Origin of the sequence: Gemmobacter sp. LW-1 (assembly GCF_001303875.1) — a bacterium.
Taxonomy (GTDB): Bacteria; Pseudomonadota; Alphaproteobacteria; order Rhodobacterales; family Rhodobacteraceae; genus Gemmobacter; species Gemmobacter caeni.
This window is the reverse complement of record NZ_LJSC01000051.1, coordinates 74,558-98,663: the sequence shown is the minus strand read 5'-3', so window position 1 is coordinate 98,663 and position 24,106 is coordinate 74,558. Positions and strand designations below refer to the sequence as shown.

The following is a 24,106-nucleotide window of genomic DNA, read 5'->3' as shown; positions in this document are numbered from 1 at the left end:
TGACGCGCACCCTTTACGGCCGCCCCCACGGCCAATGTCCTTCCCAGAAAGACATCTTATGGATACCTCTTGTTCGGCGTGTCGAAAAGTAAATTCTCCACATTTTCGCCGCTTAGCGCGCATTCCGGACACGTCACCGCCCAGTCTTCGCCATATTTTTGCCCCATTTGACGCTGGATTGTTCGCGTGATGGACGCAGTTCCGGCGCGGTCACGGATACGAAAATGCGCGTCTTTATTGGGACTTTTCGTCACATCCCGACGCATCCTCTGGTCGGCTCCGCACAGGACTGTTCCCACGGCGGAAACAGTGGCTCCGCCTTACTTTACGGTAACCAGGACCAGAGTTTTGCCATGATGTTTAACCTTCCGTTCACTCCGAAGAACCAATCCGGCGCTCTGACAGGGATAGGACAGGCTAGGGAGACGGCCCGAAAAGCCGAAATCCGAATCACACGCAGAATCACGGCAAAAAGAAGGCAGGATCGGAGCGGGGTATGCCCGCCGCAAAACCTGTGCGGGAATCCGCCCGGACGGGCGACCGTGCAGCGGCGATTTTCGCCACCTCGCGCGGCGCGGGTCAGAGGGCCTAGAACTTTCGCTGTCGGGTCATCCGGGGCGCGGCGCCGTTGCGGCAGGCCGGTCCCGATTGGTGCGGGCGGTGGGACTCGAACCCACACACCTTGCGGTAAGGGTGTTTGAGACCCTCGCGTCTACCATTCCGCCACACCCGCATCGCCAACCGATCTATGGGGCGGCGACGGGGCTGTCAAGCGCGGCCGCGTGCTGTGTCAAAGCTGCCGGGCAGCGAAGGTGTCGCATTGCCCCATGTCGCCCGAGCGATAGCCGCGCAGGAACCAGCGTGACCGCTGTTCAGAGGTGCCATGGGTGAAGGTATGCGGCATCGGGCGGCGCCCCGCATTGCGTTGCAGCGTGTCGTCGCCAATCTGCCGGGCGGCCTTCACCGCCTCCTCGATATCGCCTTCCTCCAGCGTGCCGAACCGCGCATCGGCCTCGCGCGCCCAGATGCCGGAAAGGCAATCGGCCTGAAGCTCGATCCGAACCGAGATCGCGTTGCTTTCAGCCTGGCTGGATTGCGCCCGCACCTGATTGGCGCGGTTCAGGATGCCGATTTCGTTCTGCACATGATGCGCGACCTCATGCGCCACCACATAGGCCGCAGCGAAATCGCCACCCGCGCCCAGTTGCTGCGACATGGTGGTGAAGAAATCGGTATCCAGATAGACCTTGCGGTCGGTCGGGCAGTAAAACGGGCCGGTCGCGCCGCTGGCATCGCCGCAGGGCGAAGGCGTCACGCCCTTGAACAGCACCAGCACCGGCGGACGATATGCCTTGCCCACCTGTTCGGGAAAGACGTGGCCCCAGACCTCCTCGGTATCGGCCAGCGTGACCGAGACGAACTCGCCCGCCGCCTTGTCAGCGGGGCTGAGATCGGCCTGCGTGGTCTGGCTCTGCGGCGCCGAGCCTGCGCCCTCCAGCAGCGGGGTGACATCGATGCCAAGGAAATAGCCGATCAGCAGAACGGCGATCACGCCGACACCGCCCATGGCCCCGCCGGCGCTGCGCATGCCGCGACGATCCTCGATGTTGCGGCTGCCGCGCCGACCTTTCCATTCCATGTGAAACTCCCTGCCCCGTTACGCCTGCGACCCTCAGGCGCAGATTACCCCGATGCCGCCGCATCGCAAGCGGCTTGACCTCGCCCCTCCGGCGTGATGAACCCCAACGGACAACAGGCGGGGCGGTTCCGATGATCAGGCGGCTGTATGACTGGACCATGGCGCTCGCGGGCCATCGCCATGCCCTGCTGGCGCTGGCAGCCGTGGCCTTCATCGAAAGCTCGGTCTTTCCGATTCCGCCGGACATCCTGTTGATCCCGATGATCATTGCCGCCCCGCAACGCGCCTTCCTTTACGCGCTGGTGGCCACCGTGGCCTCGGTACTGGGCGGTCTTGCGGGCTACGGGATCGGCTTTTTCCTGTTCGACACGGTGGGCGAGCCGGTGCTGGCCTTCTATGGCATGACCGCCGAGTTCGAGACATTCAGTGAAAGCTACAATGCCTGGGGCGCCTGGGCTGTGCTGATCGCGGGGGTGACGCCCTTTCCCTACAAGGTCATCACCATCCTGTCGGGCACCACGCAACTGTCGCTGCCGGTGTTCATCGTCGCCAGTATCGTGGCGCGGGGGCTGCGGTTCTTCATCGTCGCGGCCCTGCTGTGGAAATTTGGCGCACCGATCCGTGATTTCATCGAGCGGCGGCTTGGGCTTATGTTCACGCTGGCGCTGGCGCTGCTGATCGGCGGTTTTGCCGCCGTCAAATATCTCGGCTGACCGCCCCGGAAGGAGACCGCCATGACCTATTCCCGCTTTCTGGCGCTTGTCGCCGCCGGAGGCTCTGCCGCCCTGCTGCTGGGCGCGCTGGCCTTTCAGTATATCGGCGGGATGGCGCCCTGCCCGCTGTGCCTGTGGCAACGCTGGCCGCATGTCGCGGCGGTGGTCATCGGTCTGCTGGCCGTGGCTTTCGGCACGCGGGTTCTGGGCTGGCTGGGCGCGCTGGCGGCACTGACCACTGCGGGCATCGGCATCTTCCATGTCGGGGTCGAGCAGAAATGGTGGGCCGGTCTGGCCAGTTGTTCTTCCGGCTCGATCACCGGCCTCAGCGGGGCGGACCTGCTGAACACCGATATTGCGGTCGGTGCGGTGGTGCGCTGCGACGCGATTGCCTGGAGTCTGTTTGGCATTTCCATGGCGGGCTGGAACGTGATCATCTCGCTGGTGCTGGCGCTGATCTGGGTGGCGTCTGCGCGGCGCGGCTGACGAAGAAAGGGGGCTGTCTGCCCCCTCGCCCCTGCGGGGCTCACCCCCGAGGATATTTCAATCAAGGTAAAAGCAGGTCAGCCGAACAGGCGGCCGTGTTCCTGAATGGCAAAGCGGTCGGTCATGCCGGCGACGTAATCAGCGACGATGCGGGCCAGTTGCGTGTCATCTGTCGCGGCTTCGATATCGGCGCGCCATTCCTCGGGCAGCAGATCGGGGCGGCGCAGGAACAGCGGGAACAGATCGTCCAGCATCGCCGTTACCTCGGTCCGCATCTTCACCACTGAAGGCGCGCGATACATGCGGTGGAACAGGAAGCTGCGCACCGCCTTCAATTCCTGATACAGCGGTTTCGAGAAGCGGATGATGGTGGTGCCCATGTGCCGGATGTCATCGACCGATTTCGGCTGCGCGGCTTCCAGCCGGTTCTGCGCAACATGGATCACATCCTCGACCATGCGGCCGAAGACGCGGCGCAGCGCCTCGTGCCGTCGGCGCATCTTTTCGAGGCCGGGGTAAAGCCGGTCCACCTCCTCGAAGGCGGGGGCGGTCACCGGAAGCTCCATCAGGTCTTCCTCGGTGAACAGGCCCGAGCGCAGCCCGTCATGCAGATCGTGGTGGCTGTAGGCCACATCATCGGCGATGGCCGCCACCTGCGCCTCGGCACTGGCATGGGTGTCGAGACCCAGATCCCAGTCGGCATTCACCTCGGCCAGCGCATAGGGCAGCGGGCCTTCATGCTTCTTGTCGGCGAAGGGGCCGATCACCGGACCGTTGTGCTTGGCAATGCCCTCAAGGCTTTCCCAGGTCAGGTTCAGCCCGTCGAAACCGGCGTAGTGCCGTTCCAGCTTCGTCACGATGCGCAAGGCCTGGGCATTGTGGTCAAAGCCGCCATAGGGCTGCATCAGCCGGGCCAGCGCATCTTCGCCGGTATGGCCGAAGGGTGTATGGCCTAGGTCATGCGCCAGCGCCACGCATTCCGCCAGATCGGTGTTCAGGCCCAGCACGCCGGAAATCGTACGCGCGACCTGCGCCACCTCGATAGAATGCGTCAGGCGGGTGCGGTAGTAATCCCCCTCGTGTTCGATGAACACCTGCGTCTTGTGTTTCAGCCGGCGGAAGGCGGAGGAATGGATGATGCGGTCACGGTCACGCTGGAACGGCGAACGGAAGGTGGACATGCCCTCGTCATGGCGCCGCCCGCGCGAGGCTTCGGGCAGGCAGGCGAAGGGGGCGAGGATCTGGGTCATGGTCGCAGGTCGTTCTTCCGGTCGGTTGGCAGAGGCTTGTTTGGCAAACCTGCTGCCCCTATATGATGAAAACCCCATGAAGGATATGGAAATTCCGACGATGGACCTTCAGCTTCCCGCAGATGCGGCCCTGCCGCGTGTCACCGACCGGGCCTTTGCCCGTCTGGCCGAGATCGCCGAGATGACGGGCGAGCGCAAGGCATTGCGCGTCGCGGTCGAGGGCGGCGGTTGTTCGGGCTTCCAGTATGACATCCGGCTGGACGATGCGGCGGGCGACGATCTGGTGCTTGAAAAGGATGGCCAGCAGGTGCTGGTCGATCCGGTGTCGCTGCCCTTCCTGCAAAATGCCGTGGTGGATTTCACCGAAGAGCTGATCGGCGCGCGCTTCGTGATTGAAAATCCGAATGCCTCGTCCAGCTGCGGCTGCGGCACGTCCTTCTCGATCTGATCTTTCCCGATTCCGGCGGCTCAGCGCGCCGGCGCGGCGCGCTGGCTGTGGATCAGCCACAGCCCCGAGGCAACGACCAGCGCAGAGCCCACCCAGAGATGCGCGCCAGTGAGTTCGCCGAACAGATGTTCGCCGAGCAGTACCATCCACAGGAACTGGACATTGGCGATCTGCATGACGACATAGGCGGGCAGCATCCGCAAAATGATGACCATCAGCCAGCGCGTGCCGACGATGAACAGCGTATATGCGACCAGCAACGCCAGATCCGCCCAGCCCATCGGCTGCCAGACGAAGGGTGCCACGACCGCGCCGAGAACCATGCAGGCGAGTTGAGCATAGAAGACCTGCGCCATGGAATGGGTGTGGCTCTTGCAGATCCGCCGCGACAGGACGATGGAAGCCGAGCCCGACAGGCTGGCGGCAAGCCCGATCCAGTGACCGGGGGTGATACCGCCCAGACCTTCGGGAAACAGGAACAGCATCCCGGCCAGCCCCAGCCCCAGCGCGCACCAGACTGCGGGCGCCAGCCGCTCGCGCAGGATCAGGCCCGACAGGACCGCGCCAAAGATCGGCATGATGGCGATGAAAACGAAGATTTCTGCGAAGGGCAGAAAACGCAGGGCATAGAAAAAGCCGGTCGTGCTGATGGCCCCCAGGGTCGAGCGCAGCGCAACCAGCCAGGGGCTGCCGGTGTGGAACACGCGGCTGCCCTGCCCCGCCGCCGCCGTACCCAGACCGACCAGCACCGCAATCAGACCGGACAGCAGCATCAGCTGCGGCGCGGCATAGGTTGCGATCAGATCCTTGGCTATCGCATCGGCGCTGACCGAAATGAGCGTGTTCAGCACAACAAGCCCCGCCCCGATCAGGGCGGTTTTCTGCAAGACCGGGCGCAGTCCAACCTCTGCGGTCATCAGGCCCCCTTCCGCACGGCGCCGTGCGCCAGAACTGGCCGGGCAAAGGTTGCGAAAAACGCCTCGAACTCCGGTCCCTCCGCCATGGCCCTGTCCGCGATTTCCAGTGCTTCGGGCGACAGCCGCCCCGCGCAGGCCCGCCGCATGGCAGGGTAATCCGCCTCGCGCCGTCCTCCAAGGGCCATAAGGGCCTGCGACCATTCGCGCAGCGGAGAGATCAGGGGACGCACCAAAGAAAATCGCATAGGACCAACCGGGTAATCTTCGCCAAAGGCGGTTTCTCCCATAGTCCCCATCAACCAGCGATTGACAAGAAAATTATGGTAGGCGTCGGAAGAATCTTCACAGACGCCCGCTTCGATGCGGAAGGCCGCAGATTCCCGGCGCAAATGGCCCAGCCACAGCGGCGGGACCGGCAGTCCGGCATAGCGCAGGGCAATGCAGACCTCGCCCAGAAGGTCTCCGTTCTGTTCCAGCCAGGCCAGATTTCCCAGAACATGAAGCGATTGTTGCGCGGCCTTTGGCAGGTGCAGCGGACGGCGGCCATATTCGGACAGGTAAAACACCGCATGCAGCAGGTCATAGGCGGCGCGCGGATTTGGCAGGGCAAAAGTTTCGGGCCGGGACATGAAGCCGGTGAGCCGCGCGTCAAGCCCCGGCAGATCGACGGCCTGTCCCGCGCGCGCCATCAGAAAACGGCTTTCGGCGCGCTGGAGATCGTTCACCTCCATTCCGATCCAGCCTTCGGAGGCGATGCGCGCGCCCATCCGCGCCGCTGTATCGCCCGGCTGGCCCAGATCCTCCAGCCAGACCGCGACACCCAGCATCATGCGGTAATATTGCGGGTGAAAGGCAAGCTGATCCTCCAGCCCGTCGTGGAAAGGCTGGTAGGCCGCAAGCGCTGCCTCGGGCACATCGTGGTTCAGCGCCGAAAGGATCATCAGAAGTTCGGCGTTTTCCTTCAGCCACCAGGCATCGCCCTGGCGCCTGCGCCCGGTGGCAAAGCCCGACAGCAGCGAAACAAGCCCGCCGGTTGCGCCCATGGCAGGACGGGCCGCGCGACGCGCGGCGAAACTCACGATGTTGGTCATTGGCCCTCTCCGGCAGATTGCCCGGCAGGAAAGCCCCCCTTTGGCGCCGGGCCCGGGCGAAAAGGGGGGCTGTCAGATCAGTTGGAGCAGGGCATCAGCGCAACGCCGGCGCCTGCAACCATGGTCTCGCCTTCGATGTTCGAGCAGGGCATCAGATCGGCGGCCACGCCGGTTTCGATGTTCGACGCCGGCATCAGCGCCACGCCGCCGCCCAGGATCATCTCGGTGCCCTCGATGTTCGAGCAGGGCATCAGATCGGCGCCAAGACCCATGGTCATGTCCGCCACATCGGACGCTTCGGTGACTTCGACGAATTTACGCAGTGCGCTCATGATAAACCCCCGTGGTTCGAGCAGTGTTTGCCCCCTGAGCCTTGCACCTAGTAATTGATTTTTCAAAGAAAATTGCATTCACAGGTTGTATCCAGCCTTATCCACATGCCGGGCTGGCAACAACTATCGGATAGAGTTAACCAATTGGGCGAAATTATGACTTATCCACGCGTCAGTCTCATGCGAACAATCCACAGCCCCGGCCGGAAAGCATGATTCGCGAATATTAACAAAGCCTTAATTCCACAGGATTTCCGAGCGGCACTCCCGGCGCAACGCATCGGGGTTGCGGTCTGTCCCCTCGCGGGCGATAGAGGTCTGGCCAGATGTCCGACAGAAGCGGAGAGCCGATGAAACTCGCAACTTTCAACATCAACGGGATCAAGGCCCGGATCGAGGCCTTGCCCCGCTGGCTGGACAGCGCCCGCCCCGATGTCGTGGCCTTGCAGGAAATCAAGTCGGTCGACGAAGGCTTTCCGCGCGCCCTGTTCGAGGACATGGGATACCGCGTCGAAACCCACGGGCAGAAAAGCTTCAACGGTGTCGCCCTGCTGTCGCGCCTGCCGCTGGAAGATGTGACACGCGGTCTGCCCGGCGCGCCCGAAGACGAACAGGCCCGCTGGATCGAGGCGAGCGTGATCGGCGAGAAACGCGCCGTCCGGTTCTGCGGGCTGTATCTGCCGAACGGCAACCCCGTCAGCTTCGGCCCCGATGGCGCCCCTGAGGCCGAGGGGAAATACGGCTACAAGCTCTCGTGGATGGCGCGCATGCGCCAGCGCGCGACCGAACTTCTGGCGACGGAAGAGCCGGTGGTGATGGCCGGTGACTACAACATCATCCCGCAGCCCGAGGATGCGGCGCGTCCCGAGACCTGGACCAAGGATGCGCTGTTCCTGCCCGAAAGCCGCGCGGCCTTCCGCCGGATCGTGAATCTCGGTTTCACCGATGCGTTCCGGGCGCGGGTAACAGGCCCGGGCCATTACAGTTTCTGGGATTATCAGGCGGGCGCATGGGAACGGAACAACGGCATCCGCATTGACCACTTGCTCCTCTCTCCGCAGGCGGCAGATCTGTTGCGTGACGTGCAGATCGACCGGGCGGTGCGGGGCGGCGAAAAACCCTCCGATCACGTCCCGGTCTGGATCGACCTCGACGCCTGATCCCCCGGAACAGGAGCTGCGATGACCACGGACCAAGGGCTCAGCCTGCTTCTGATCTGCGCCACCGTTCTGTTGTTCCTCAGCGGGCGCCTGCGGCATGACATCGTGGCGCTGTCCGCCCTGATTGCTGCCGTGGCGGTTGGTCTGGTTCCGGCAGACAGGGCCTTCGACGGCTTCGCGCAGCCTGCCGTGATCACCGTGGCCTGCGTTCTGGTGCTGAGCCGGGCCTTGCAGGTTTCGGGGGCTGTCGACTGGCTCGCGCGGAACGCGCTGCCATCTTCGGGCGGGCCGGTGCGCACGCTCCTGACACTCTGCGGGCTGGGCGCGTTTCTCTCGGCCTTCATGAACAACGTCGGCGCATTGGCGCTGCTGATGCCTGTCGCGCTTCAGATCGCACCGCGTGCGGGGCTGACCGCGGGTCAGGCGCTCATGCCGCTGGCTTTCGGCACGGTTCTGGGCGGGACCGTCACGCTGATTGGCACGCCGCCCAACCTGATCGTCGCGGGTTTTCGCGCACGCTCGGGCGAGGCACCTTTTGCCATGTTCGATTTCACCCCCGTCGGTCTGGCGGTCACGCTGGCCGGACTTGCCTTCATCACGCTGGTCGGCTGGCGGCTGGTGCCGAAACGGCAGGGCAGCACCGGCGAGGATTTCGATACCGGCGCCTATATGGCAGAGCTGACCGTCCCGCCCGAGGCCGCGGCCATCGGCATGACGCTGGCAGAGATCGAGGCGAAGCTGGCAGAGGCCGGAGGCCAGATCGTCGCGATGGAGCGGCGCGGCACCTGGCTGACCGCACCGCGCGCCAGTCGCAAGGTGATAGAGGGCGACCTGCTGGTGATGGAGGCCGATCTTGCCACGCTGATCGAGGCGGCACAGCCGCTGGGTCTGAAGCTGGCGGAACGCGATCCCGACCAGGAAAGCCGCCGCAACGATGAGGTTCTGCTGCGCGAATATGTGGTGCGGCCTGACAGTGCCCTGGCAGGATCGACCCCCGCCGACCTTGGCCTGCGCTCGCGCTATGGCATCAACCTGCTTGCCGTCGCGCGCAGTGGCCAGCGTGCCGCGACCCGGCTGCGGGAATGGCGCATCCGGGCGGGGGATGTGCTGCTGCTGCAGGGACAGGCCGAGGCACTTTCAGGCTTCAGCGCCCATGCGGGCTTCATTCCGCTGGCCGAGCGTGATCTGCATCTGCCGCGCCCGCGTCAGGCGCTGCTTGCCTCGGGCATCATGGCGGCGGCGGTTGCGGCAGCGGCACTGGGTTTTGCCCCGCCCGCCATCGCCTTTACCTGCGGCATGCTGGCGGTGATGATCACCCGCCTCGTGCCGCTGTCCGATGTCTATGACAGCATCGACTGGTCAGTCATCGTGCTGCTGGCGGCGATGATGCCGGTCGCCGATGCGATGGAAAGCTCGGGCGCGGCAAAGCTGGTTGCGGAAACCCTGATGACCCATGTGGCGCAGGGCAATGCGGTCGTGGCGCTTGGCCTGATCCTTGTCGTGACCATGACGCTGTCGGATGTGATGAACAACGCGGCCACCGCAGCCGTCATGTGCCCTATCGCCCTCGGAGCGGCCAGCGCGCTGTCGGTGAATCCCGATGCCTTTCTAATGGCGGTGGCCATCGGCGCGTCCTGTTCCTTCCTCACGCCCATCGGCCATCAGAACAACACCCTGATCCTTGGCCCCGGCGGATTCCGCTTTGGCGACTACTGGCGGCTGGGCCTGCCGCTGGAGGCGGTGGTGGCCGCCGTGGCGATTCCGGTCATCCTCTGGGTCTTTCCGCTTCAGGCGGTCGCGTCGAACCCGTGAACCCAGTCATAGCGGGCCAGCCCCGCACCCGGTGCCACCCTGCCGCCGATCCTGAGGCCAAGATGCGCCACCTCGCGCACCACGCCCCGCAGGTGATAGGCGCGGGCATTGCTGTTCGCTGCCGCAACGATCTTCGCACAGCGCGGGGCGCGGGCGGCAGTATAGGCCGCCAGCGCAGTTTCACCCGGCCCGTGCCGGTCCAGCAGATCGGCCAGCACCCAGGCATCCTCCAGCGCCATATTGGCGCCCTGCGCCAGAAACGGCAGCGTCGGATGCGCCGCATCCCCCAGAATGGCGGCAAACCCGGCAGGCAGCACCCTGCCCCAGCTTTCTGCCACCGGATGACGGAACAGCCCCCAGAGCCACAGATCCTCCACCCTGTCCAGCCAGCCGCGCACGCGCGGGCCGAATTCCTCGAACGCCAGACGCAGCGCCAGCGGGTCGTCACGCAGGTTCCAGCCCTCGTCGACCCAGCGGTTCCGTTCTTCCACCGCCACGATATTACGCAGCCGCCCGCCGCGCAGCGGATAGCTGACCAGATGCCGCCCCGCGCCCATATGCACCTCGGCCACCGGCGCGGTGTCGGTGGTTTCGGGGATCACCGCCCGCCAGGCCACCTGCCGGGTAAAGAACGGCGCCACCACGCCGGTCAGCGCCGCGCGCAGGCGGGAATGCAGCCCGTCCGCCCCGATCAACAGGGCAGGCCGCAGTTCGACGCCCTGCGCCGTCATCAGGCTGGGCTGATCGCCGGACAGATCCACCTTCTCGATCTTCTGAAGCAGGCGGATCTGCACCCCGGCCGCCCGTGCGGCAGCCGCCAGCAGCTCGATCAGGTCGGCCCGGTGCGTCAGATGCCAGGACAGGCCGGGCCGCAGCCGCGCCAGATCCATCCGCAGGACGGTGCCACCACCATAGCCGTCACGCAGTTCCACCGCCTGCGCCTGTGGCGCCACCGCAGCCAGCGCCTCGCCCAGACCCAGCGCGCGCAGCACGGCCACGCCGTTGGGGGTGATCTGCAATCCGGCACCGACCTCGCGGATCGCTTCGGCCTGTTCCAGCACGGTGACGCTGGCCCCGCGCCGGGCCAGCGCAACGGCCAGCGCAAGCCCCGCGACACCCGCCCCCAGAACCGTGATCTCGGTGCCGTTCAGCCGTCCCATCCATCCCCCGAACATGCAAAAGCCGGACCTGAGGGTCCGGCCTCACACTGCCGTTCCGCCCGCGCCACCGCAAGCGGCAGCGGCTGCGTTCAGTCGTCGCGGTGAACCTTTTCGCGACGCTCGTGCTTTTCCTGCGCTTCCAGCGTCATGGTCGCGATGGGGCGGGCGTCCAGCCGCTTGAGGCTGATCGGCTCGCCCGTCATCTCGCAATATCCGTATTCGCCATTTTCGATCCGGCGCAGCGCCGCGTCGATCTTGGAGATCAGCTTGCGCTGCCGGTCGCGGGTCCGCAGTTCCAGCGCCCGGTCGGTTTCCTCGCTGGCGCGATCCGCCAGATCGGGAACGTTGCGCGCGCTTTCGGTCAGGTTGTCCAGCGTCTCGGCACTCTGATCCAGAAGCTCCTGCTTCCAGACCAGAAGCTTGCGGCGGAAATATTCCAGTTGCCGTTCATTCATGAACGGCTCGTCCTCCGCGGGGCGGTAATCGTCGGGGAGAAACATCTCTGCCTTCATCGCAGCACTCCACATAGGCGATCTGCGCCGGATTCGGCCGACCAAGGCCGGAAGGCGCGTCGTGTGCGCCCTCGTAACGGAAGCGTCAGGCATTGTCACTAGCCGTTGCGCCGATTTGGCGGCGGCACGGCACGCTTGTTAACGATTTGCAGGCGGCGGACAGCGGGACCACCTGATTTCCGTCCCGGACTACAAGAAATATGGCGCGCGACCCCAAGCTCTTCTGTCTATTGTGCCGCCCTGTGCTAGACATCGGCCAAGGCTTTTCCCGCGGGCCCTGAATTTCTTCATGCGGGATACACCAAATCTCTTTCCTCCAGCGGACCCGGACATGATGCCCAAGATCCATTTCCTGTGCGCCGTGCTTGCCCTGACGGCAGCACCCGCCCTCGCCGAAACCCCCGATTATTCCGCAGGCGGCGGCAAGGTCTACGCCTCGGTCCGGGGCTGGACGGTCGTGCAAAGCGACCGCTACGGATGTTCAGCCTATCCCGAGGCCATGCCCATCGTCTTCAACACCCCGCCCGCAGGCGGCTGGCAACTGATCTTCCCCTACAGCACTTCGGGCGGAGAAGGCACATTCGCGGGTTCCATCGACGTCGACAAGTCCAGCTTCACGGAAGAGTATTACGGCGATGGCGAGTGGATGTATTCATCCTTCCCACTGAACATGCGCAAGGCGGCAGCCGCCGGAAGCCGTATCTATGCCAATATCGGCCCGGCGGTCGCGGATGTCGGTCTGGACGGCGCCACCGCTGCCATGCTGAAGGTCGAGGAATGCTGGCAGAACCTGACGGGGTGGAGCGCCGCCACATCAAGCCGCGCCGGAACCTTCGCCCTGTCGGGCGACTGATCGGCCGTCCCTGCCCTTGCCCTCGTCGGCCCGAGGGCTTACCCCTCGGTCCGGTATCCGCTTCACGAAGGACAGTCCCATGCGTTTCGATGGCACCGCCGATTATGTCGCGCCCCCCGATCTGGTCGTCGCGGTCAATGCGGCGGTGGCGCTGCAACGCCCGCTGCTGGTGAAGGGCGAGCCCGGAACCGGCAAGACCGAACTGGCGCGGCAGGTGGCCACTGCGCTGGGTCTGCCCTTCATGGAATGGAACATCAAGTCCACCACCAAGGCGCAGCAGGGGCTTTACGAATACGATGCCGTCTCGCGCCTGCGCGACAGCCAGCTTGGGGACGAGCGCGTCCATGACGTGAAGAACTATATCCGCAAGGGCAAGCTCTGGCAGGCGTTCGAGGCCGGAGGGCGCGTGGTTCTGCTGATCGACGAGATCGACAAGGCCGACATCGAATTTCCGAATGATCTGCTGCAAGAGCTCGACCGGATGGAGTTCCACGTCTACGAGACGGGCGAGACGATCCGCGCGCAGCATCGCCCCGTGGTCATCATCACCTCGAACAATGAAAAGGAACTCCCCGACGCGTTTCTGCGCCGCTGTTTCTTCCACTACATCCGCTTCCCCGAAATCGACACCTTGCGCGCCATCGTCAACGTGCATTTCCCCGGCATCAAGGAGGCACTGCTGACCACCGCGCTGACGCAGTTCTACGAAATCCGCGAAACGCCGGGACTGAAGAAAAAACCTTCCACCTCGGAAGTGCTGGACTGGCTGGAGCTCCTGCTGGCCGAGGATCTGGGCCCCGAGGATCTGAAGCGCGACGGGCGCAACCTGCTGCCGCGCCTGCATGGGGCACTGCTGAAAAACGAACAGGACGTTCACCTTTTCGAAAGACTCGCCTTTATGGCGAGGGGGCGAGGCTGACCCGCGACAAAAATGCGGGGCCTGTGGATAGTTTCAACAACGCCCCGCAAACCCTTGCCCAACCGCAAGAATCAGCGCCATAGATTCGCCGTTTCCGCCACAATCATGCCACAATTAGGCCAATTTCACCTCACTAACGCCACAATCAAAGAAACATTCTGAAATATTCCGTGATAACCGCATCGCAAATCTGGCGCGCGGTCCTCACGCGACCGCGATGGATTGTGGCGCGCCCTAATGCCGTCACGCCGCAGGATTTCCCGAGATTGACATAAATCGGCCCCGGTGCAGACACTCTGCTCACGTTCTCTGACTGCAATGAAGAACGTGACAACAACAAGCACAGGTCGAGCGGAGACATGACCCCTGTAACGTGCAGCCCGCTGCGCCAGTCGCTGGCGTATGCGCAAAATTCCGGCCCCGCTGCTGCGGCGGCGCCGGTGGGCTGTGCCGTGACACGGGTTCCGGTTCTGCAAACGTCCTGTGACACCCCGCCCCCGGCCCTGCCGGCCGGGATGCGGGTTTCGCGCCGGTCGGGGGACCGGGGCGATGCCGGACAGTCGGGCAGAAAGGCGGCGGGGGCCGCCCATCTGACCGGCAGGACGGCGAAGGGTGCCGGGGATCTGCGGTTCATCCTGTCTCGGGGGAGACAGGACGCAGGCTCCGGTTTCCGGGGGACCGGCCGGGCTGGCGATGCGGGGGCATCGTCACAGGGTCAGGCACGGCCCCGCACAACCGGGGCCATGATCCGGCGCATCTGTCTGCTCCGCCGGATCGCGGTCTCATACGACCACCGCACTCACGGGGCTGCCAACCCATGCGTATCACCGCCGTACTCGCGCTCGCCGCACTGACCGCCTGCGCCCAGACACCCGATTCCGGCTATCGTGCCGAGGTCTCGATGAACCGGCTGGTCGAACAGCCGGGTTCATCCGTCACCAGCGCGGTCAACCTGTTTTCGGGCCAGACCCCGCAGCGTGTCAGCCGCTCGAACGCGGAAATCGCACAGGATTTCCTTGATCTCGAATTCCGCATGGAAAGCGGGCGCGCACTGCCGGTTCTGACCCGGTTCGAGGGCGGCCCGATCACCGTCGCCCTCACCGGACAGGTGCCGCCCACAGCCGAGGCAGATCTGGCGCGGCTGATCTCGCGCTTCCGCAACGAGGCCGGGCTGGATGTGCGCCGCGCCAGCGGACCGGCGAATATCAACGTGGTCTTCGTGCCGCGCAAGACCATCCGCGCGACCTTCAGCAATGTTGCCTGTTTCGTGGCACCCCGCGTTGCATCTTGGGAAGAATACAAGGCTGCGCGCGGCACTGGCACGCTGGACTGGACAACGCTGCGTCAACGCGAGCGGCTGGCGATCTTCGCCCCGGCGGATTCCACCCCGCAAGAGGTGCGGGATTGCCTGCACGAGGAAATCGCACAGGCCATGGGGCCGCTGAACGACCTGTACCAACTGCCGGACAGCGTGTTCAACGACGACAATTTCCACACCGTCCTGACCAGCTTCGACATGCTGATGCTGCGCGTCCACTATGCGCCGGAACTGCGCAGCGGCATGACACGCGAGCAGGTGGCGGCAGTGCTGCCCGGCCTGCTGGCGCGGCTGAACCCCACCGGCGCCACCGGCCGCACCCATCAGGGGGGCCAGACGCCACGGGCCTGGATCCGCGCCATGGAAACCGCGCTTGGACCGCGTGGCAGCGTCTCTGCCCGCAATGCCGCCGCACATGAGGCGCTGGCCATTGCCCATGCGCAGGGCTGGCAGGCGAGCCGTCTGGCTTTCTCCTGGTTCGCTGTCGGGCGTCTCAATGTCAGCAACGATCCGGTGGCTGCGGCCAATGCATTCGCCAATGCAGAACGTATCTACCGCCGCCTGCCGGGCGCGCAGATCCAGGCCGCGCATGTCGACATGCAGCTTGCCGCCCTGGCGCTGAGCCAGGCCAACCCGGCTCAGGCCATCGCCTTTGCCGACCGCGCGATCCCGGTGGCGCGTCAGGCGCAGAACGCCTCGCTTCTGGCGACCGTGATGCTGGTCAAAGCGCAGGCGCTGGAGGCGCAGGGCAACGTGGCGGCGGCGCGGGCGCTGCGGCTCGACAGTCAGGGCTGGGCACGGTATGGCTTCGGCTCGGATGCGGCGACGCGGGCCCGGATGCGTGACATCGCATCGCTGGTGCCCTCGAAACTGCGGCAGTTGTTCAGGGGCTGAGGGGCCGCGCGCCCCCTGCCCGTCCGCGATGGCGCCCCGGCGCCGCGCGGCAGCAGCAGGAGAGGCTGAGGCATGATCGTCATTACCGCCGCGATATTCGGGGCGCTTCTGGGTGCCGGACGCGCCCGCGCCCATGGCGGGCGGCTGGCTGACATGCTGCAATGGGGCGGCAGCTTCGCCATCCTGTTCGCAGTTGTCGGCATGATCGTTACCATCATCATCGAAAGGTCGATCTGAGCCGATGTTCCTGCCGTTCTTTGAAACCCTCCGCCGCACCGGCGTTCCGGTCTCGCTGCGCGAGTATCTTGGGTTTCTGGAAGGCATGGCCGCAGGGCTCGCTACCTATGATGCGGAGGCGTTCTACTACCTCGCCCGCACCGCCATGGTGAAGGACGAGCGCCATCTGGACCGTTTCGACCGCGCCTTCGCCGAAAGCTTCAGGGGTCTGGATGCCATCACCGCCGATCAGGTGCTGGAGGCGATCGACCTGCCGGGCGACTGGCTGGCGAAGCTGGCCGAAAAGCACCTGACGCCCGAGGAAAAAGCCCAGATCGAAGCCCTGGGTGGCTTCGACAAGCTGATGGAAACGCTGAAGAAGCGGCTGGAGGAACAGAAGGGCCGCCATCAGGGCGGCAACAAATGGGTCGGCACCGCCGGCACCTCGCCCTTCGGTGCCTATGGCTACAACCCGGAAGGCGTGCGCATCGGGCAGGATCAAAGCCGCCACCAGCGCGCCGTGAAAGTCTGGGACAAGCGCGAGTTCCGCAATCTGGACGACAAGGTGGAACTGGGCACCCGCAACATCAAGGTCGCGCTGCGCCGTCTGCGCCGCTGGGCGCGCGACGGTGCGGCGGATGAACTGGATCTGGACGGCACCATCCGCGCCACTGCCGATCACGGCTATCTGGACGTCCAGACCCGGCCCGAACGGCGCAATGCGGTGAAGGTGCTGCTGTTTCTGGATGTCGGCGGCAGCATGGACCCATACATCCGCGTGCTGGACGAATTGTTCAGCGCCGCGAAGGCGGAGTTCAAGCATCTGCGGCATTTCTACTTTCACAACTGCCTTTACGAAGGGGTGTGGACCGACAACATCCGCCGCTGGGATCAGCAAACCCCGACATGGGAGGTGCTGCGCACCTATGGCGCAGATTACAAGGCGATCTTCGTGGGCGATGCCTCGATGTCGCCTTACGAGATCCTGCATCCCGGCGGCGCCAATGAACACTGGAACCCCGAGGCGGGTCAGGTCTGGCTGGAACGCGCCTGCGCACAATGGCCGAACCATCTGTGGATCAACCCGGTCCGCGAGGAACACTGGGGCTACACCCAATCCATCCGGCTCATCCAGGGCATCTTCGCCAATCGCATGGTGCCGATGACGCTGGAAGGCATCTCGCGCGGGATCAAGGAACTGCGATGATCCCGCTTGCCCGTCGCCATCCGAAGCTGTTCGCGGCCTTCGTGCTGGCGCTGGTGCTGGCGCTGTTCTTTGCCGGGCGGATCGTGGTGCGGGCGGTCTACTGGTCACAGCACCGGGAAGAAGCCGTGGCTCCCTGGATGACCGTGGGCTATGTCGGGCGCAGCTGGCGGCTCGACCCGCGCGCCATAGATGCAGAGGCGGGCCTGCCGCCGCCGGAAGGGCGGCCGCTGACGCTGGAACAGATTGCCGCCGGTCGTGGTGTGCCGGTGGCGCAGGTGATTGTCGAGGTCGAGGCCGCCATCGCCACCCTGCGCGCCGCATCGCCAAAGCCATGACCGACTGGCTGCTGGCGCTTGTGCCCACCTGGGGGCTGTGGCTGATCGGGCTTTGCACCTATGCCTCCTGCCTTGCCCTGCCCATCCCGGCCTCGGTGGTCATGCTGGCGGCGGGCGGCTTTGTCGCCTCGGGCGATCTGGTGCTGTGGCAGGTGATCGGCGCGGCACTGCTGGGGGCGACACTGGGCGACCAGACCGGCTATCTGGCGGGCCGCACCGGCGGGGTTGCGCTGGTGGAAAGGCTGGGCCACGAGGGCAGCCGCGCCGCGATCCTGACCCGCGCCCGCGACCTGATGCAGCGGCGTGGCGGTATCGCGGTCTTTCTGTCGCGCTGGCTGTTTTCGCCGCTGGGGCCTTATGTCAACCTGATCGCAGGCGCCATGCGACAGGGCTGGGCCGCCTTCACCCTTTGGGGCGTGGCGGGTGAAGCGGTCTGGTGCGGGCTTTATATCCTCATGGGCCGCGCCTTCGCGGGCAATCTTGCGGTCGCTTCCGATCTGCTTGGGTCCGTGCTGGGCCTTGTCGCCAGCGGTGCGGCGGTGCTGGGTCTGGGCTGGTGGCTGCTGACGCTGGCCCGGCGCGAGCGGGATTTGCCCCACAGGCCGGACTGACCCATATTCCCTCCATGCTGAAATTCGCCCCCATCCTTCTGGCCATCGCCTATGCCCTGCTGATGTATCGCTTCTCGGTCTGGCGCAGCGCGAAAGAGCTTGATGCGCGCTCGCATCCGCTCCGCGATGCGGGGCTGGAGCCGGTGATGCACCGCATGGCAAGGGCGCTGGAGATTCCGCGCATCGCCGTACATGTCTATGACGTGGCGCCGGTCAATGGCCTCGCGGCTCCGGACGGGCGCATCTTCCTGACCTCGGGGTTCATGCAGAAATACCGCGCGGGCGAAGTGTCGGCGGATGAGCTTGCCAGCGTCATCGCGCATGAACTTGGCCATGTCGCCCTGGGCCATACCCGCCGCCGGATGATCGACTTCACCGGGGCCAATGCGGTTTTCGTGATGCTGACCGCGCTGCTCGCGCGGTTCGTCCCGGTTCTGGGCATCTGGATCGCCAACCTGATTTCCACCGCCCTGATGGCCCGGCTGTCGCGGCGCGATGAGTTCGAGGCCGATGCCTATGCCTCGGCCCTGCTGGTGAAGGCCGGGATCGGCACCGCGCCGCAGAAATCGCTGTTTCGCAAACTGGCCGGGCTGACCGGGAGCCGTGGTACCGCCCTGCCCGCCTGGCTTCTGAGCCACCCTGCCGCCGAGGAGCGCATTCGCGCCATCGAAACCAACGAGGCGCGCTGGAAAGTGAACGGCTAGACGCCCCCGGCGCCAAATGCCTTGGCGAAGCGGTTCAGCTTCACCCGTTTCAGCAGGGCTTTCAGCGACACGGGCTGCCCCGCGCGGCGTTCCGCCTCGGCATGAACCCTGGCGATGACCGCGGCAACCTCGGCAGGGTTACGCGACCAGAGTTCCCAGACGAACCCGTCGGGGTCACGACGCTCGATCCCCTCGGCCGCCAGAACATGCCGGGGGAAATCGCTGGCGTTGAAGGTGAGGATGGCATCGGCGCCCGACGAAATCGCCACCGCCAGAACATGCAGGTCGTTTTCATCCGGCAGCACCAGCCGCGCCTCGATATTCGGCTGGGCACGCTGCATGGCGCGGGGGAAAGCCGTCCGCATCAGCAGCCCCTCGGCCCGCGCCTCGGCCTGCGCATCAGCGCCAAGACGGATCACCGCCCGCGCCCATTCCTCCAGAATGCGTTCCGACCAGACGGGTTCGTAAAGCCCGCGGGCTGCCATCCCCAGCAGGATGTCGCGCAACACGCTGGGGAACAGCACGCAGGCGTCCAGAACGACGCGCATCAATCCAGCCGGAAGAACACGGCCTTCAGATAGCCGCTTTCGGCAAGCTGCGGCAGCAGCGGATGATCCGGCCCGGCAAAGCCCGTATGGATCACCTGCGCCCGCCGCCCGCCGCGCCCGATGCCGCGTGCGCTGGCGTTGCGGAAAGCGGTCAGATCGGCGGCATGGGAACAGGAACACAGCACCAGATAGCCGCCCGGCGCCACCAGAGGCGCGGCAAGGCGGGCGATGCGTTCATAGGCGCGCAGGCCCGCCTCCAGCGCGGGCTTGGCGGGTGCAAAGGCGGGCGGGTCGCAGATCACCAGATCGAATTGCGCGCGCTCCCTGCCAAGCGTTTCCAGAACGTCAAAGGCATCGCCCTGCCGGGTGCTGAAGCGGTCCGCGACGCCCGTCGCCTTTGCACCCTCTGCGGCCAGCGCCAGCGCGGGCGCACTGGCATCCACCGCCAGCGCGCTTTCCGCACCACCCGCCAGCGCCGCCAGCGCAAACCCCCCGACATGGGTGAACATATCGAGCACCCGCGCGCCTTTCGCCAGACGTGCGGCAAAGGCGTGGTTCGGCCGCTGGTCGAAGAACAGGCCGGTTTTCTGCCCGCCCAGCACATCGGCCATATAGGTCGCGCCATTCATCTGGACCGGCACCGGCGCGTCGATCCCGCCCGACAGCACAGCCGTCTCCTCGGTCAGCCCCTCCAGCCCGCGGGCGCGGCCCGTGCCGTTCTTGATGATCGTGCCGACCCCGGTCACGGCGCGCAGCGCGGCGGCAAGCGCCTCCAGATGCGCCTCCGCCCAGGCGGCATTGGGCTGGATCACCGCCACATCGCCGAAACGGTCAATCACCACGCCGGGCAGGCCATCGGCCTCGGCATGGACCAGCCGGTAAAACGGCGCGTCGAACAGCCGCGCGCGCATGTCCAGCGCCCTGTGCAGACGGGCGGCGAACCAGGCCTCGTCGATGACCGCCTCGGGGTCGCAATCCAGCATACGGGCGATGATCTTCGATTTCACATTGACGGTGACAAGGCCCAGCGGCCGCCGTTCGCCATCTTCCAGCACGGCCAGCGAACCGGGCTCCAACGCCTGGGTGCGCCGGTCGGTCACCAGCTCGTCGGCATAGACCCAGGGAAAGCCATGGCGGATCGCCCGCGCCTCGGCCTTGGGTTTCAGTCTTACGGTGCGGCGGGTCTCGGTCATCGGCTCACATGCGAAAAAGGGGGGCAATGCCCCCCTCTAGCCTGTCACGGCCGGTAACGAAAGCCCGGCGTCAGTAAAGTGCGGCGACAGTCCCGGTCGCGAGCGTGCTGTTGCGCGACATCGGCGCGGTGCTTTCCGGCATCGGGATCGACAGTTCCTGGCGGATCACCTCGGCCAGACGTTCCTCGATGACCACCCGCATGGTGCGCCCCGCCGCCTCTTCCGCAATGGCGCGCGTGCCACCCGCGCCCTTGGCATCGGCCCAGACCTTGCGCGGCTTCTCGATCACCGCGCCGGTCGCCGCATCGCGCACCGTCAGGATGAAATGCACCGAATGCACACCGCCAACCGTATAGCGTGTCTTTTCCGTCAGCGAATGGAAGCGCGTGAGCTCCACATCCAGCATGACCTTCGGCCCCTGATGCATCGCGGCCGTGCCCTTGGCAAAGCCCTCTTCCAGAATGGCCTGCACCTGGGTGTAACGATCCCCCAGCACATCCCCCCGCCAGACGATGTCGGCAATCGGGTAGAACATGTTGGCTTCCGAGACCCGCAGGTCGCGCGGCACCGACACCCGGATGCCCTGCACGTCATATTTAGATGCCATCACCACGGGGTTCTTCGTCGCCACGGTGATGCCGCCCGGCGTGGTGCCACTGCGCGACGCCACACCGCCGCCGCAGGCCGACAGACCGAAAGCAAGCCCCAGGGCAATCATAATCCGAATCGCAGATTTCATTTCCAACCTCCGGCTTCTCCGGTTGCGCTTTCATCTGTTTTCCTGCTGGATCGGGGCGGAATTGCGTTGGACTCGGCGCATTGTTGCGGAAAGCCCGGGGAATTACTGTGCCCTTTGAAAGCGTCGGACGATTGACGCGGGGGCGTGGACAGTCCAGACTCGCCTTCTCGCCGGATCCTGCCGATTGCGGGTCCGGCGGGGAACATGGGTTGTTAGCGCTAACAAAATCTGCTACATCACCGGCACCGCAAGAACGGAGCCCGCCATGACGCTGAACGCCACCATCGCCCGCGTGACCGACCGGATCCGCGCAAGGTCCGAGGGGCCGCGCGGCGACTACCTTGACCGGATGCGCGCCGCCGCCAGCGCAGGCCCGGCCCGCGCCCATCTGACCTGCGGCAATCAGGCCCATGCCTATGCGGCGATGGAAACCGACAAGGCCACACTGGCCGCCGGTCGCCAGCCCAATCTGGGCATCGTCACCGCCTATAATGACATGCTGTCGGCCCATCAGCCCTACGAGGATTTCCCGAAGCTGATCCGCGAGGAAGCCCGCCGGAACGGCGCCACCGCGCAGGTCGCAGGCGGCGTGCCGGCCATGTGCGACGGCGTGACCCAGGGCCAGCCGGGGATGGAGCTGTCGCTGTTCTCGCGCGACGTGATCGCGCTGGCCTCGGGTGTGGCGCTCAGCCACAACACCTTTGACGCGGCGTTGTTTCTGGGGGTCTGCGACAAGATCGTGCCCGGCCTCATCATCGGCGCCGCCACCTTCTCGCATATCCCCGCCGTCTTTGTGCCCGCAGGCCCGATGACCAGCGGCCTGCCGAATGACGAAAAGGCCAGGGTGCGCCAGCAATTCGCCACCGGCGAAGTGGGGCGCGACAAGCTGATGGAGGCAGAGATGGCCTCCTATCACGGTCCCGGCACCTGCACCTTCTACGGCACCGCCAATACCAACCAGATGCTGATGGAGTTCATGGGCCTGCACCTGCCGGGCAGTTCCTTTGTCAACCCCGGCACGCCCCTGCGCGCGGCCCTCACCCGCGCCGCTGTGGCGCGTGCGGCGCAGATCACCGCGCAGGGCAACGATTACCGCCCGGTCGGCGAGATCCTGGACGAGCGCGCCTTTGTCAACGGGCTGGTGGGCCTGATGGCGACCGGCGGCTCTACCAACCTTGTGCTGCACCTGCCCGCTATGGCCCGCGCCGCCGGTATCCACCTTGATCTGGAGGATTTCGACGACATCTCGAACGTGGTGCCGCTGATGGCCAAGGTCTATCCCAACGGACTTGCCGACGTGAACCATTTCCACGCCGCTGGCGGACTTGGCTACATGATCGGGCAATTGCTCGACGCGGGGCTGCTGCACCCGGATGCCCGCACCATCATGGGCGACGGGATGCAGCCCTATCGGATGGAGCCGCGCCTTGCGGGCGAAACCCTTGAATGGGTGCCAGCCGCCTCTGAGACGCTGAACGACCGCATCCTGCGTCCGGCCAGTGCGCCCTTCGCCGCCACCGGCGGGCTGAAGCAACTCAGCGGCAATCTCGGTCGCGGGGTCATCAAGGTCTCAGCCGTCGCACCCGAACGCCATGTGATCGAGGCCCCGGCCCGCATCTTCCACGATCAGGAGGCTGTGAAAACCGCCTTCAAGGCGGGCGAGTTCACTGCGGATACCGTTGTCGTCGTCCGCTTCCAGGGCCCGCGTGCCAACGGGATGCCGGAACTGCATTCGCTGACCCCCACGCTTTCAGTCTTGCAGGAACGCGGGCTGAAGGTGGCGCTGGTCACCGATGGCCGCATGTCGGGCGCCTCGGGCAAGGTGCCCGCCGCCATCCATGTCAGCCCCGAAGCCGCCACCGGCGGCCCGCTGGCAAAGCTGCGTGACGGCGACATCGTGCGGCTCGACGCCATCGCCGGCACGCTGACCGTTCTGGCCGAGGATTTCGACAGCCGCACGCCGGTCACCGCCGACCTTTCCGCCAACAGCCACGGCATCGGCCGCGACCTGTTCGAGGCCTTCCGCCGCAATGTCGGCAATGCCACCGAAGGCGCCGCCGTCGTCGTCTGATTCCGCCCCATCCACCTGCCCCAACGCCCGGAACATCGCCATGACCCCCGCCGAAGCCTCTGCCCGCGCCGCCGAAATCTGCCGCCTTGCCCCCGTGATCCCGGTTCTGGTGATCGAGGAGGTCGGCCACGCCGCCCCGCTGGCGCGCGCGCTGGTCAAGGGCGGCCTGCCGGTGCTGGAAGTCACGCTGCGCACCCCGGCGGCGCTGGAAGTCATTCGCGCCATGGCCGATGTCGAGGGCGGCGTCGTGGGGGCGGGCACCCTGCTCACCCCCGCCGATGTGAAAGCGGCCAAGGCGGCTGGTGCCACTTTCGGCGTCTCGCCCGGTGCGACGGAACGGCTGCTCGACGCCTGCGAAGAGCACGACCTGCCGTTGCTGGCCGGGGCCGCCACCTGTTCCGAGGTCATGATGCTGATGGAGCGTGGCTATACGGTGCAGAAATTCTTCCCGGCAGAGGCGAATGGCGGCGCTGCCGCGCTTGCCGCCATCGGTGCCCCGCTGCCGCAGGTAAGCTTCTGCCCGACCGGCGGCATCACACTGGCCAAGGCCGCCGATTACTTGAAGCTGAAGACCGTGCTTTGCGTCGGCGGCAGTTGGGTTGCGCCCAAGGCAATGATGCAGGCGGGCGACTGGGCCGGGATCGAGGCGCTGGCCGCCGAAGCCGCCGCCCTGCCGCGCTGAGCCTTACTTCAGCGCCATCCGCACCAGCTTCGCGCCCATCAGGATGAAGGGCGCGGCATGCAGCAGCAGGTCGAAGATGTCGATCGGCTTCGCCAGTGTGCCCGAGGCCAGCATCTTCAGCTTTTCCCAGATATGTGGCTCGGGCACGAAAGGCGCGAGCCCCAGCGTCAGCGCGGCGAGGATCAGCAGGTTCAACGGCATCTGGTCGAGAAGGTTCAGCATCTTCGGCCCCAATTCATATTCACACCCATGAATACGAAAACCGGCAGCGATGCAAGCCACAACGAAAAACCCGC

26 protein-coding genes and 1 tRNA gene are annotated in these 24,106 nt (G+C 65.6%); 15 read left to right on the top strand and 12 right to left on the bottom strand.

What is annotated here, in order from left to right; all coding sequences use genetic code 11:
• Positions 1–649: 649 nt before the first annotated feature.
• Together AO684_RS14560 and AO684_RS14555 are read right to left on the bottom strand one after the other, a co-directional pair.
• A tRNA-Leu gene (locus AO684_RS14560) sits at positions 650–733 on the bottom strand.
• 57 nt (positions 734–790) lie between these two features.
• Positions 791–1,639, bottom strand: coding sequence for a neutral zinc metallopeptidase (locus tag AO684_RS14555; protein WP_054303458.1), 849 nt, complete (start codon positions 1,637–1,639; stop codon positions 791–793).
• A gap of 131 nt (positions 1,640–1,770) precedes the next feature.
• On the opposite strand from AO684_RS14555, the gene AO684_RS14550 reads away from it, so the two are divergent.
• Together AO684_RS14550 and AO684_RS14545 are read left to right on the top strand one after the other, a co-directional pair.
• Positions 1,771–2,352, top strand: a complete 582-nt coding sequence (locus tag AO684_RS14550; RefSeq protein WP_054303457.1) for a YqaA family protein — start codon at positions 1,771–1,773, stop codon at positions 2,350–2,352.
• Between the two features lie 21 nt (positions 2,353–2,373).
• Complete coding sequence (locus tag AO684_RS14545) at positions 2,374–2,838, top strand: disulfide bond formation protein B (RefSeq protein ID WP_054303456.1); 465 nt, start codon at positions 2,374–2,376, stop codon at positions 2,836–2,838.
• A 77-nt stretch (positions 2,839–2,915) separates the two neighbouring features.
• On the opposite strand, the gene AO684_RS14540 is transcribed toward AO684_RS14545, so the two are convergent.
• Positions 2,916–4,079: a deoxyguanosinetriphosphate triphosphohydrolase gene (locus tag AO684_RS14540; RefSeq protein ID WP_054303704.1), complete on the bottom strand. Its 1,164-nt coding sequence runs from the start codon at positions 4,077–4,079 to the stop codon at positions 2,916–2,918.
• A 109-nt stretch (positions 4,080–4,188) separates the two neighbouring features.
• Between AO684_RS14540 and AO684_RS14535 the strand changes: the two genes are divergently transcribed.
• Positions 4,189–4,536, top strand: a complete 348-nt coding sequence (locus AO684_RS14535; protein WP_054303703.1) for an iron-sulfur cluster assembly accessory protein — start codon at positions 4,189–4,191, stop codon at positions 4,534–4,536.
• A gap of 20 nt (positions 4,537–4,556) precedes the next feature.
• Here the strand turns inward: AO684_RS14535 and AO684_RS14530 are convergent, their stop codons facing one another.
• From AO684_RS14530 to AO684_RS14520, 3 genes are all read right to left on the bottom strand, one after another.
• A complete protein-coding gene (locus tag AO684_RS14530; protein WP_054303455.1) occupies positions 4,557–5,453 on the bottom strand; it encodes a DMT family transporter in 897 nt (298 codons plus the stop codon).
• Positions 5,453–6,544 carry a hypothetical protein gene (locus AO684_RS21845; protein ID WP_054303454.1) on the bottom strand — a complete coding sequence of 364 codons (1,092 nt, stop codon included), beginning with the start codon at positions 6,542–6,544 and terminating at the stop codon, positions 5,453–5,455. Before AO684_RS21845 ends, AO684_RS14530 begins: the two co-directional genes overlap by 1 nt.
• A gap of 77 nt (positions 6,545–6,621) precedes the next feature.
• Entirely contained in the window at positions 6,622–6,876 is a 255-nt protein-coding gene (locus AO684_RS14520; RefSeq protein ID WP_054303453.1) for a hypothetical protein, read from the bottom strand.
• A gap of 350 nt (positions 6,877–7,226) precedes the next feature.
• Here AO684_RS14520 and xth point away from each other — a divergent pair, with 350 nt between their 5' ends.
• Together xth and AO684_RS14510 are read left to right on the top strand one after the other, a co-directional pair.
• Positions 7,227–8,036, top strand: a complete 810-nt coding sequence (gene xth / locus AO684_RS14515; protein WP_054303452.1) for an exodeoxyribonuclease III — start codon at positions 7,227–7,229, stop codon at positions 8,034–8,036.
• A 21-nt stretch (positions 8,037–8,057) separates the two neighbouring features.
• The gene (locus tag AO684_RS14510) at positions 8,058–9,848 is read left to right on the top strand and encodes an SLC13 family permease (protein ID WP_054303451.1); all 1,791 of its coding nucleotides are present in this window, start codon (positions 8,058–8,060) and stop codon (positions 9,846–9,848) included.
• On the opposite strand, the gene AO684_RS14505 is transcribed toward AO684_RS14510, so the two are convergent.
• Both AO684_RS14505 and dksA read right to left on the bottom strand, forming a co-directional pair.
• On the bottom strand, positions 9,824–11,008 hold the full coding sequence (locus AO684_RS14505) for an FAD-dependent monooxygenase (RefSeq protein WP_054303702.1): 1,185 nt from the start codon (positions 11,006–11,008) through the stop codon (positions 9,824–9,826). The genes AO684_RS14510 and AO684_RS14505 overlap by 25 nt on opposite strands.
• Positions 11,009–11,097: 89 nt before the next feature.
• The gene (gene dksA, locus AO684_RS14500; RefSeq protein ID WP_054303450.1) at positions 11,098–11,520 is read right to left on the bottom strand and encodes an RNA polymerase-binding protein DksA; all 423 of its coding nucleotides are present in this window, start codon (positions 11,518–11,520) and stop codon (positions 11,098–11,100) included.
• Positions 11,521–11,851: 331 nt separating this feature from the next.
• Here dksA and AO684_RS14495 point away from each other — a divergent pair, with 331 nt between their 5' ends.
• The 8 genes from AO684_RS14495 to AO684_RS14460 all read left to right on the top strand — a co-directional run bounded on the left by AO684_RS14495 (position 11,852) and on the right by AO684_RS14460 (position 18,577).
• Positions 11,852–12,373, top strand: a complete 522-nt coding sequence (locus AO684_RS14495; RefSeq protein ID WP_054303449.1) for a hypothetical protein — start codon at positions 11,852–11,854, stop codon at positions 12,371–12,373.
• 79 nt (positions 12,374–12,452) lie between these two features.
• Entirely contained in the window at positions 12,453–13,292 is an 840-nt protein-coding gene (locus AO684_RS14490; RefSeq protein WP_054303448.1) for a MoxR family ATPase, read from the top strand.
• An 817-nt stretch (positions 13,293–14,109) separates the two neighbouring features.
• Entirely contained in the window at positions 14,110–15,504 is a 1,395-nt protein-coding gene (locus tag AO684_RS14485) for a DUF2927 domain-containing protein (protein ID WP_054303447.1), read from the top strand.
• A gap of 72 nt (positions 15,505–15,576) precedes the next feature.
• Positions 15,577–15,741 carry a hypothetical protein gene (locus tag AO684_RS22050; protein ID WP_054303446.1) on the top strand — a complete coding sequence of 55 codons (165 nt, stop codon included), beginning with the start codon at positions 15,577–15,579 and terminating at the stop codon, positions 15,739–15,741.
• Positions 15,742–15,745: 4 nt separating this feature from the next.
• Entirely contained in the window at positions 15,746–16,927 is a 1,182-nt protein-coding gene (locus tag AO684_RS14475) for a VWA domain-containing protein (RefSeq protein WP_054303445.1), read from the top strand.
• A complete protein-coding gene (locus AO684_RS14470) occupies positions 16,924–17,262 on the top strand; it encodes a hypothetical protein (RefSeq protein WP_054303444.1) in 339 nt (112 codons plus the stop codon). Before AO684_RS14475 ends, AO684_RS14470 begins: the two co-directional genes overlap by 4 nt.
• Positions 17,259–17,873: a DedA family protein gene (locus AO684_RS14465; protein WP_054303443.1), complete on the top strand. Its 615-nt coding sequence runs from the start codon at positions 17,259–17,261 to the stop codon at positions 17,871–17,873. Before AO684_RS14470 ends, AO684_RS14465 begins: the two co-directional genes overlap by 4 nt.
• 14 nt (positions 17,874–17,887) lie before the next feature.
• Positions 17,888–18,577, top strand: coding sequence for a M48 family metallopeptidase (locus AO684_RS14460; protein ID WP_054303442.1), 690 nt, complete (start codon positions 17,888–17,890; stop codon positions 18,575–18,577).
• Here AO684_RS14460 and AO684_RS14455 read toward each other — a convergent pair.
• The 3 genes from AO684_RS14455 to AO684_RS14445 form a co-directional block, all read right to left on the bottom strand.
• Positions 18,574–19,125: an RSP_2648 family PIN domain-containing protein gene (locus tag AO684_RS14455; protein WP_054303441.1), complete on the bottom strand. Its 552-nt coding sequence runs from the start codon at positions 19,123–19,125 to the stop codon at positions 18,574–18,576. The two genes, AO684_RS14460 and AO684_RS14455, sit on opposite strands and share 4 nt — an antisense overlap.
• Positions 19,125–20,318, bottom strand: coding sequence for an RSP_2647 family RNA methyltransferase (locus tag AO684_RS14450; RefSeq protein ID WP_054303440.1), 1,194 nt, complete (start codon positions 20,316–20,318; stop codon positions 19,125–19,127). The genes AO684_RS14455 and AO684_RS14450 overlap by 1 nt, the downstream gene beginning before the upstream one ends.
• A gap of 70 nt (positions 20,319–20,388) precedes the next feature.
• Entirely contained in the window at positions 20,389–21,057 is a 669-nt protein-coding gene (locus AO684_RS14445) for a DUF6778 family protein (protein WP_054303439.1), read from the bottom strand.
• A gap of 265 nt (positions 21,058–21,322) precedes the next feature.
• On the opposite strand from AO684_RS14445, the gene edd reads away from it, so the two are divergent.
• Together edd and eda are read left to right on the top strand one after the other, a co-directional pair.
• A complete protein-coding gene (gene edd / locus AO684_RS14440; RefSeq protein ID WP_054303438.1) occupies positions 21,323–23,128 on the top strand; it encodes a phosphogluconate dehydratase in 1,806 nt (601 codons plus the stop codon).
• Between the two features lie 40 nt (positions 23,129–23,168).
• On the top strand, positions 23,169–23,810 hold the full coding sequence (gene eda / locus AO684_RS14435) for a bifunctional 4-hydroxy-2-oxoglutarate aldolase/2-dehydro-3-deoxy-phosphogluconate aldolase (RefSeq protein ID WP_054303437.1): 642 nt from the start codon (positions 23,169–23,171) through the stop codon (positions 23,808–23,810).
• A 3-nt stretch (positions 23,811–23,813) separates the two neighbouring features.
• On the opposite strand, the gene AO684_RS14430 is transcribed toward eda, so the two are convergent.
• Complete coding sequence (locus AO684_RS14430; protein ID WP_054303436.1) at positions 23,814–24,032, bottom strand: hypothetical protein; 219 nt, start codon at positions 24,030–24,032, stop codon at positions 23,814–23,816.
• Between the last annotated feature and the right edge of the window lie 74 nt (positions 24,033–24,106).

Excerpts from the sequence above, each read along its gene's own strand:
- AO684_RS14555 (WP_054303458.1), bottom strand. The coding sequence starts at position 1,639 with ATGGAATGGAAAGGTCGGCGCGGCAGCCGCAACATCGAGGATCGTCGC.
- AO684_RS14550 (WP_054303457.1), top strand. The coding sequence starts at position 1,771 with ATGATCAGGCGGCTGTATGACTGGACCATGGCGCTCGCGGGCCATCGC.
- AO684_RS14545 (WP_054303456.1), top strand. The coding sequence starts at position 2,374 with ATGACCTATTCCCGCTTTCTGGCGCTTGTCGCCGCCGGAGGCTCTGCC.
- AO684_RS14535 (WP_054303703.1), top strand. The coding sequence starts at position 4,189 with ATGGACCTTCAGCTTCCCGCAGATGCGGCCCTGCCGCGTGTCACCGAC.
- AO684_RS14530 (WP_054303455.1), bottom strand. The coding sequence starts at position 5,453 with ATGACCGCAGAGGTTGGACTGCGCCCGGTCTTGCAGAAAACCGCCCTG.
- AO684_RS21845 (WP_054303454.1), bottom strand. The coding sequence starts at position 6,544 with ATGACCAACATCGTGAGTTTCGCCGCGCGTCGCGCGGCCCGTCCTGCC.
- AO684_RS14520 (WP_054303453.1), bottom strand. The coding sequence starts at position 6,876 with ATGAGCGCACTGCGTAAATTCGTCGAAGTCACCGAAGCGTCCGATGTG.
- xth (WP_054303452.1), top strand. The coding sequence starts at position 7,227 with ATGAAACTCGCAACTTTCAACATCAACGGGATCAAGGCCCGGATCGAG.
- AO684_RS14510 (WP_054303451.1), top strand. The coding sequence starts at position 8,058 with ATGACCACGGACCAAGGGCTCAGCCTGCTTCTGATCTGCGCCACCGTT.
- AO684_RS14505 (WP_054303702.1), bottom strand. The coding sequence starts at position 11,008 with ATGGGACGGCTGAACGGCACCGAGATCACGGTTCTGGGGGCGGGTGTC.
- dksA (WP_054303450.1), bottom strand. The coding sequence starts at position 11,520 with ATGAAGGCAGAGATGTTTCTCCCCGACGATTACCGCCCCGCGGAGGAC.
- AO684_RS14495 (WP_054303449.1), top strand. The coding sequence starts at position 11,852 with ATGATGCCCAAGATCCATTTCCTGTGCGCCGTGCTTGCCCTGACGGCA.
- AO684_RS14490 (WP_054303448.1), top strand. The coding sequence starts at position 12,453 with ATGCGTTTCGATGGCACCGCCGATTATGTCGCGCCCCCCGATCTGGTC.
- AO684_RS14485 (WP_054303447.1), top strand. The coding sequence starts at position 14,110 with ATGCGTATCACCGCCGTACTCGCGCTCGCCGCACTGACCGCCTGCGCC.
- AO684_RS22050 (WP_054303446.1), top strand. The coding sequence starts at position 15,577 with ATGATCGTCATTACCGCCGCGATATTCGGGGCGCTTCTGGGTGCCGGA.
- AO684_RS14475 (WP_054303445.1), top strand. The coding sequence starts at position 15,746 with ATGTTCCTGCCGTTCTTTGAAACCCTCCGCCGCACCGGCGTTCCGGTC.
- AO684_RS14470 (WP_054303444.1), top strand. The coding sequence starts at position 16,924 with ATGATCCCGCTTGCCCGTCGCCATCCGAAGCTGTTCGCGGCCTTCGTG.
- AO684_RS14465 (WP_054303443.1), top strand. The coding sequence starts at position 17,259 with ATGACCGACTGGCTGCTGGCGCTTGTGCCCACCTGGGGGCTGTGGCTG.
- AO684_RS14460 (WP_054303442.1), top strand. The coding sequence starts at position 17,888 with ATGCTGAAATTCGCCCCCATCCTTCTGGCCATCGCCTATGCCCTGCTG.
- AO684_RS14455 (WP_054303441.1), bottom strand. The coding sequence starts at position 19,125 with ATGCGCGTCGTTCTGGACGCCTGCGTGCTGTTCCCCAGCGTGTTGCGC.
- AO684_RS14450 (WP_054303440.1), bottom strand. The coding sequence starts at position 20,318 with ATGACCGAGACCCGCCGCACCGTAAGACTGAAACCCAAGGCCGAGGCG.
- AO684_RS14445 (WP_054303439.1), bottom strand. The coding sequence starts at position 21,057 with ATGAAATCTGCGATTCGGATTATGATTGCCCTGGGGCTTGCTTTCGGT.
- edd (WP_054303438.1), top strand. The coding sequence starts at position 21,323 with ATGACGCTGAACGCCACCATCGCCCGCGTGACCGACCGGATCCGCGCA.
- eda (WP_054303437.1), top strand. The coding sequence starts at position 23,169 with ATGACCCCCGCCGAAGCCTCTGCCCGCGCCGCCGAAATCTGCCGCCTT.
- AO684_RS14430 (WP_054303436.1), bottom strand. The coding sequence starts at position 24,032 with ATGCTGAACCTTCTCGACCAGATGCCGTTGAACCTGCTGATCCTCGCC.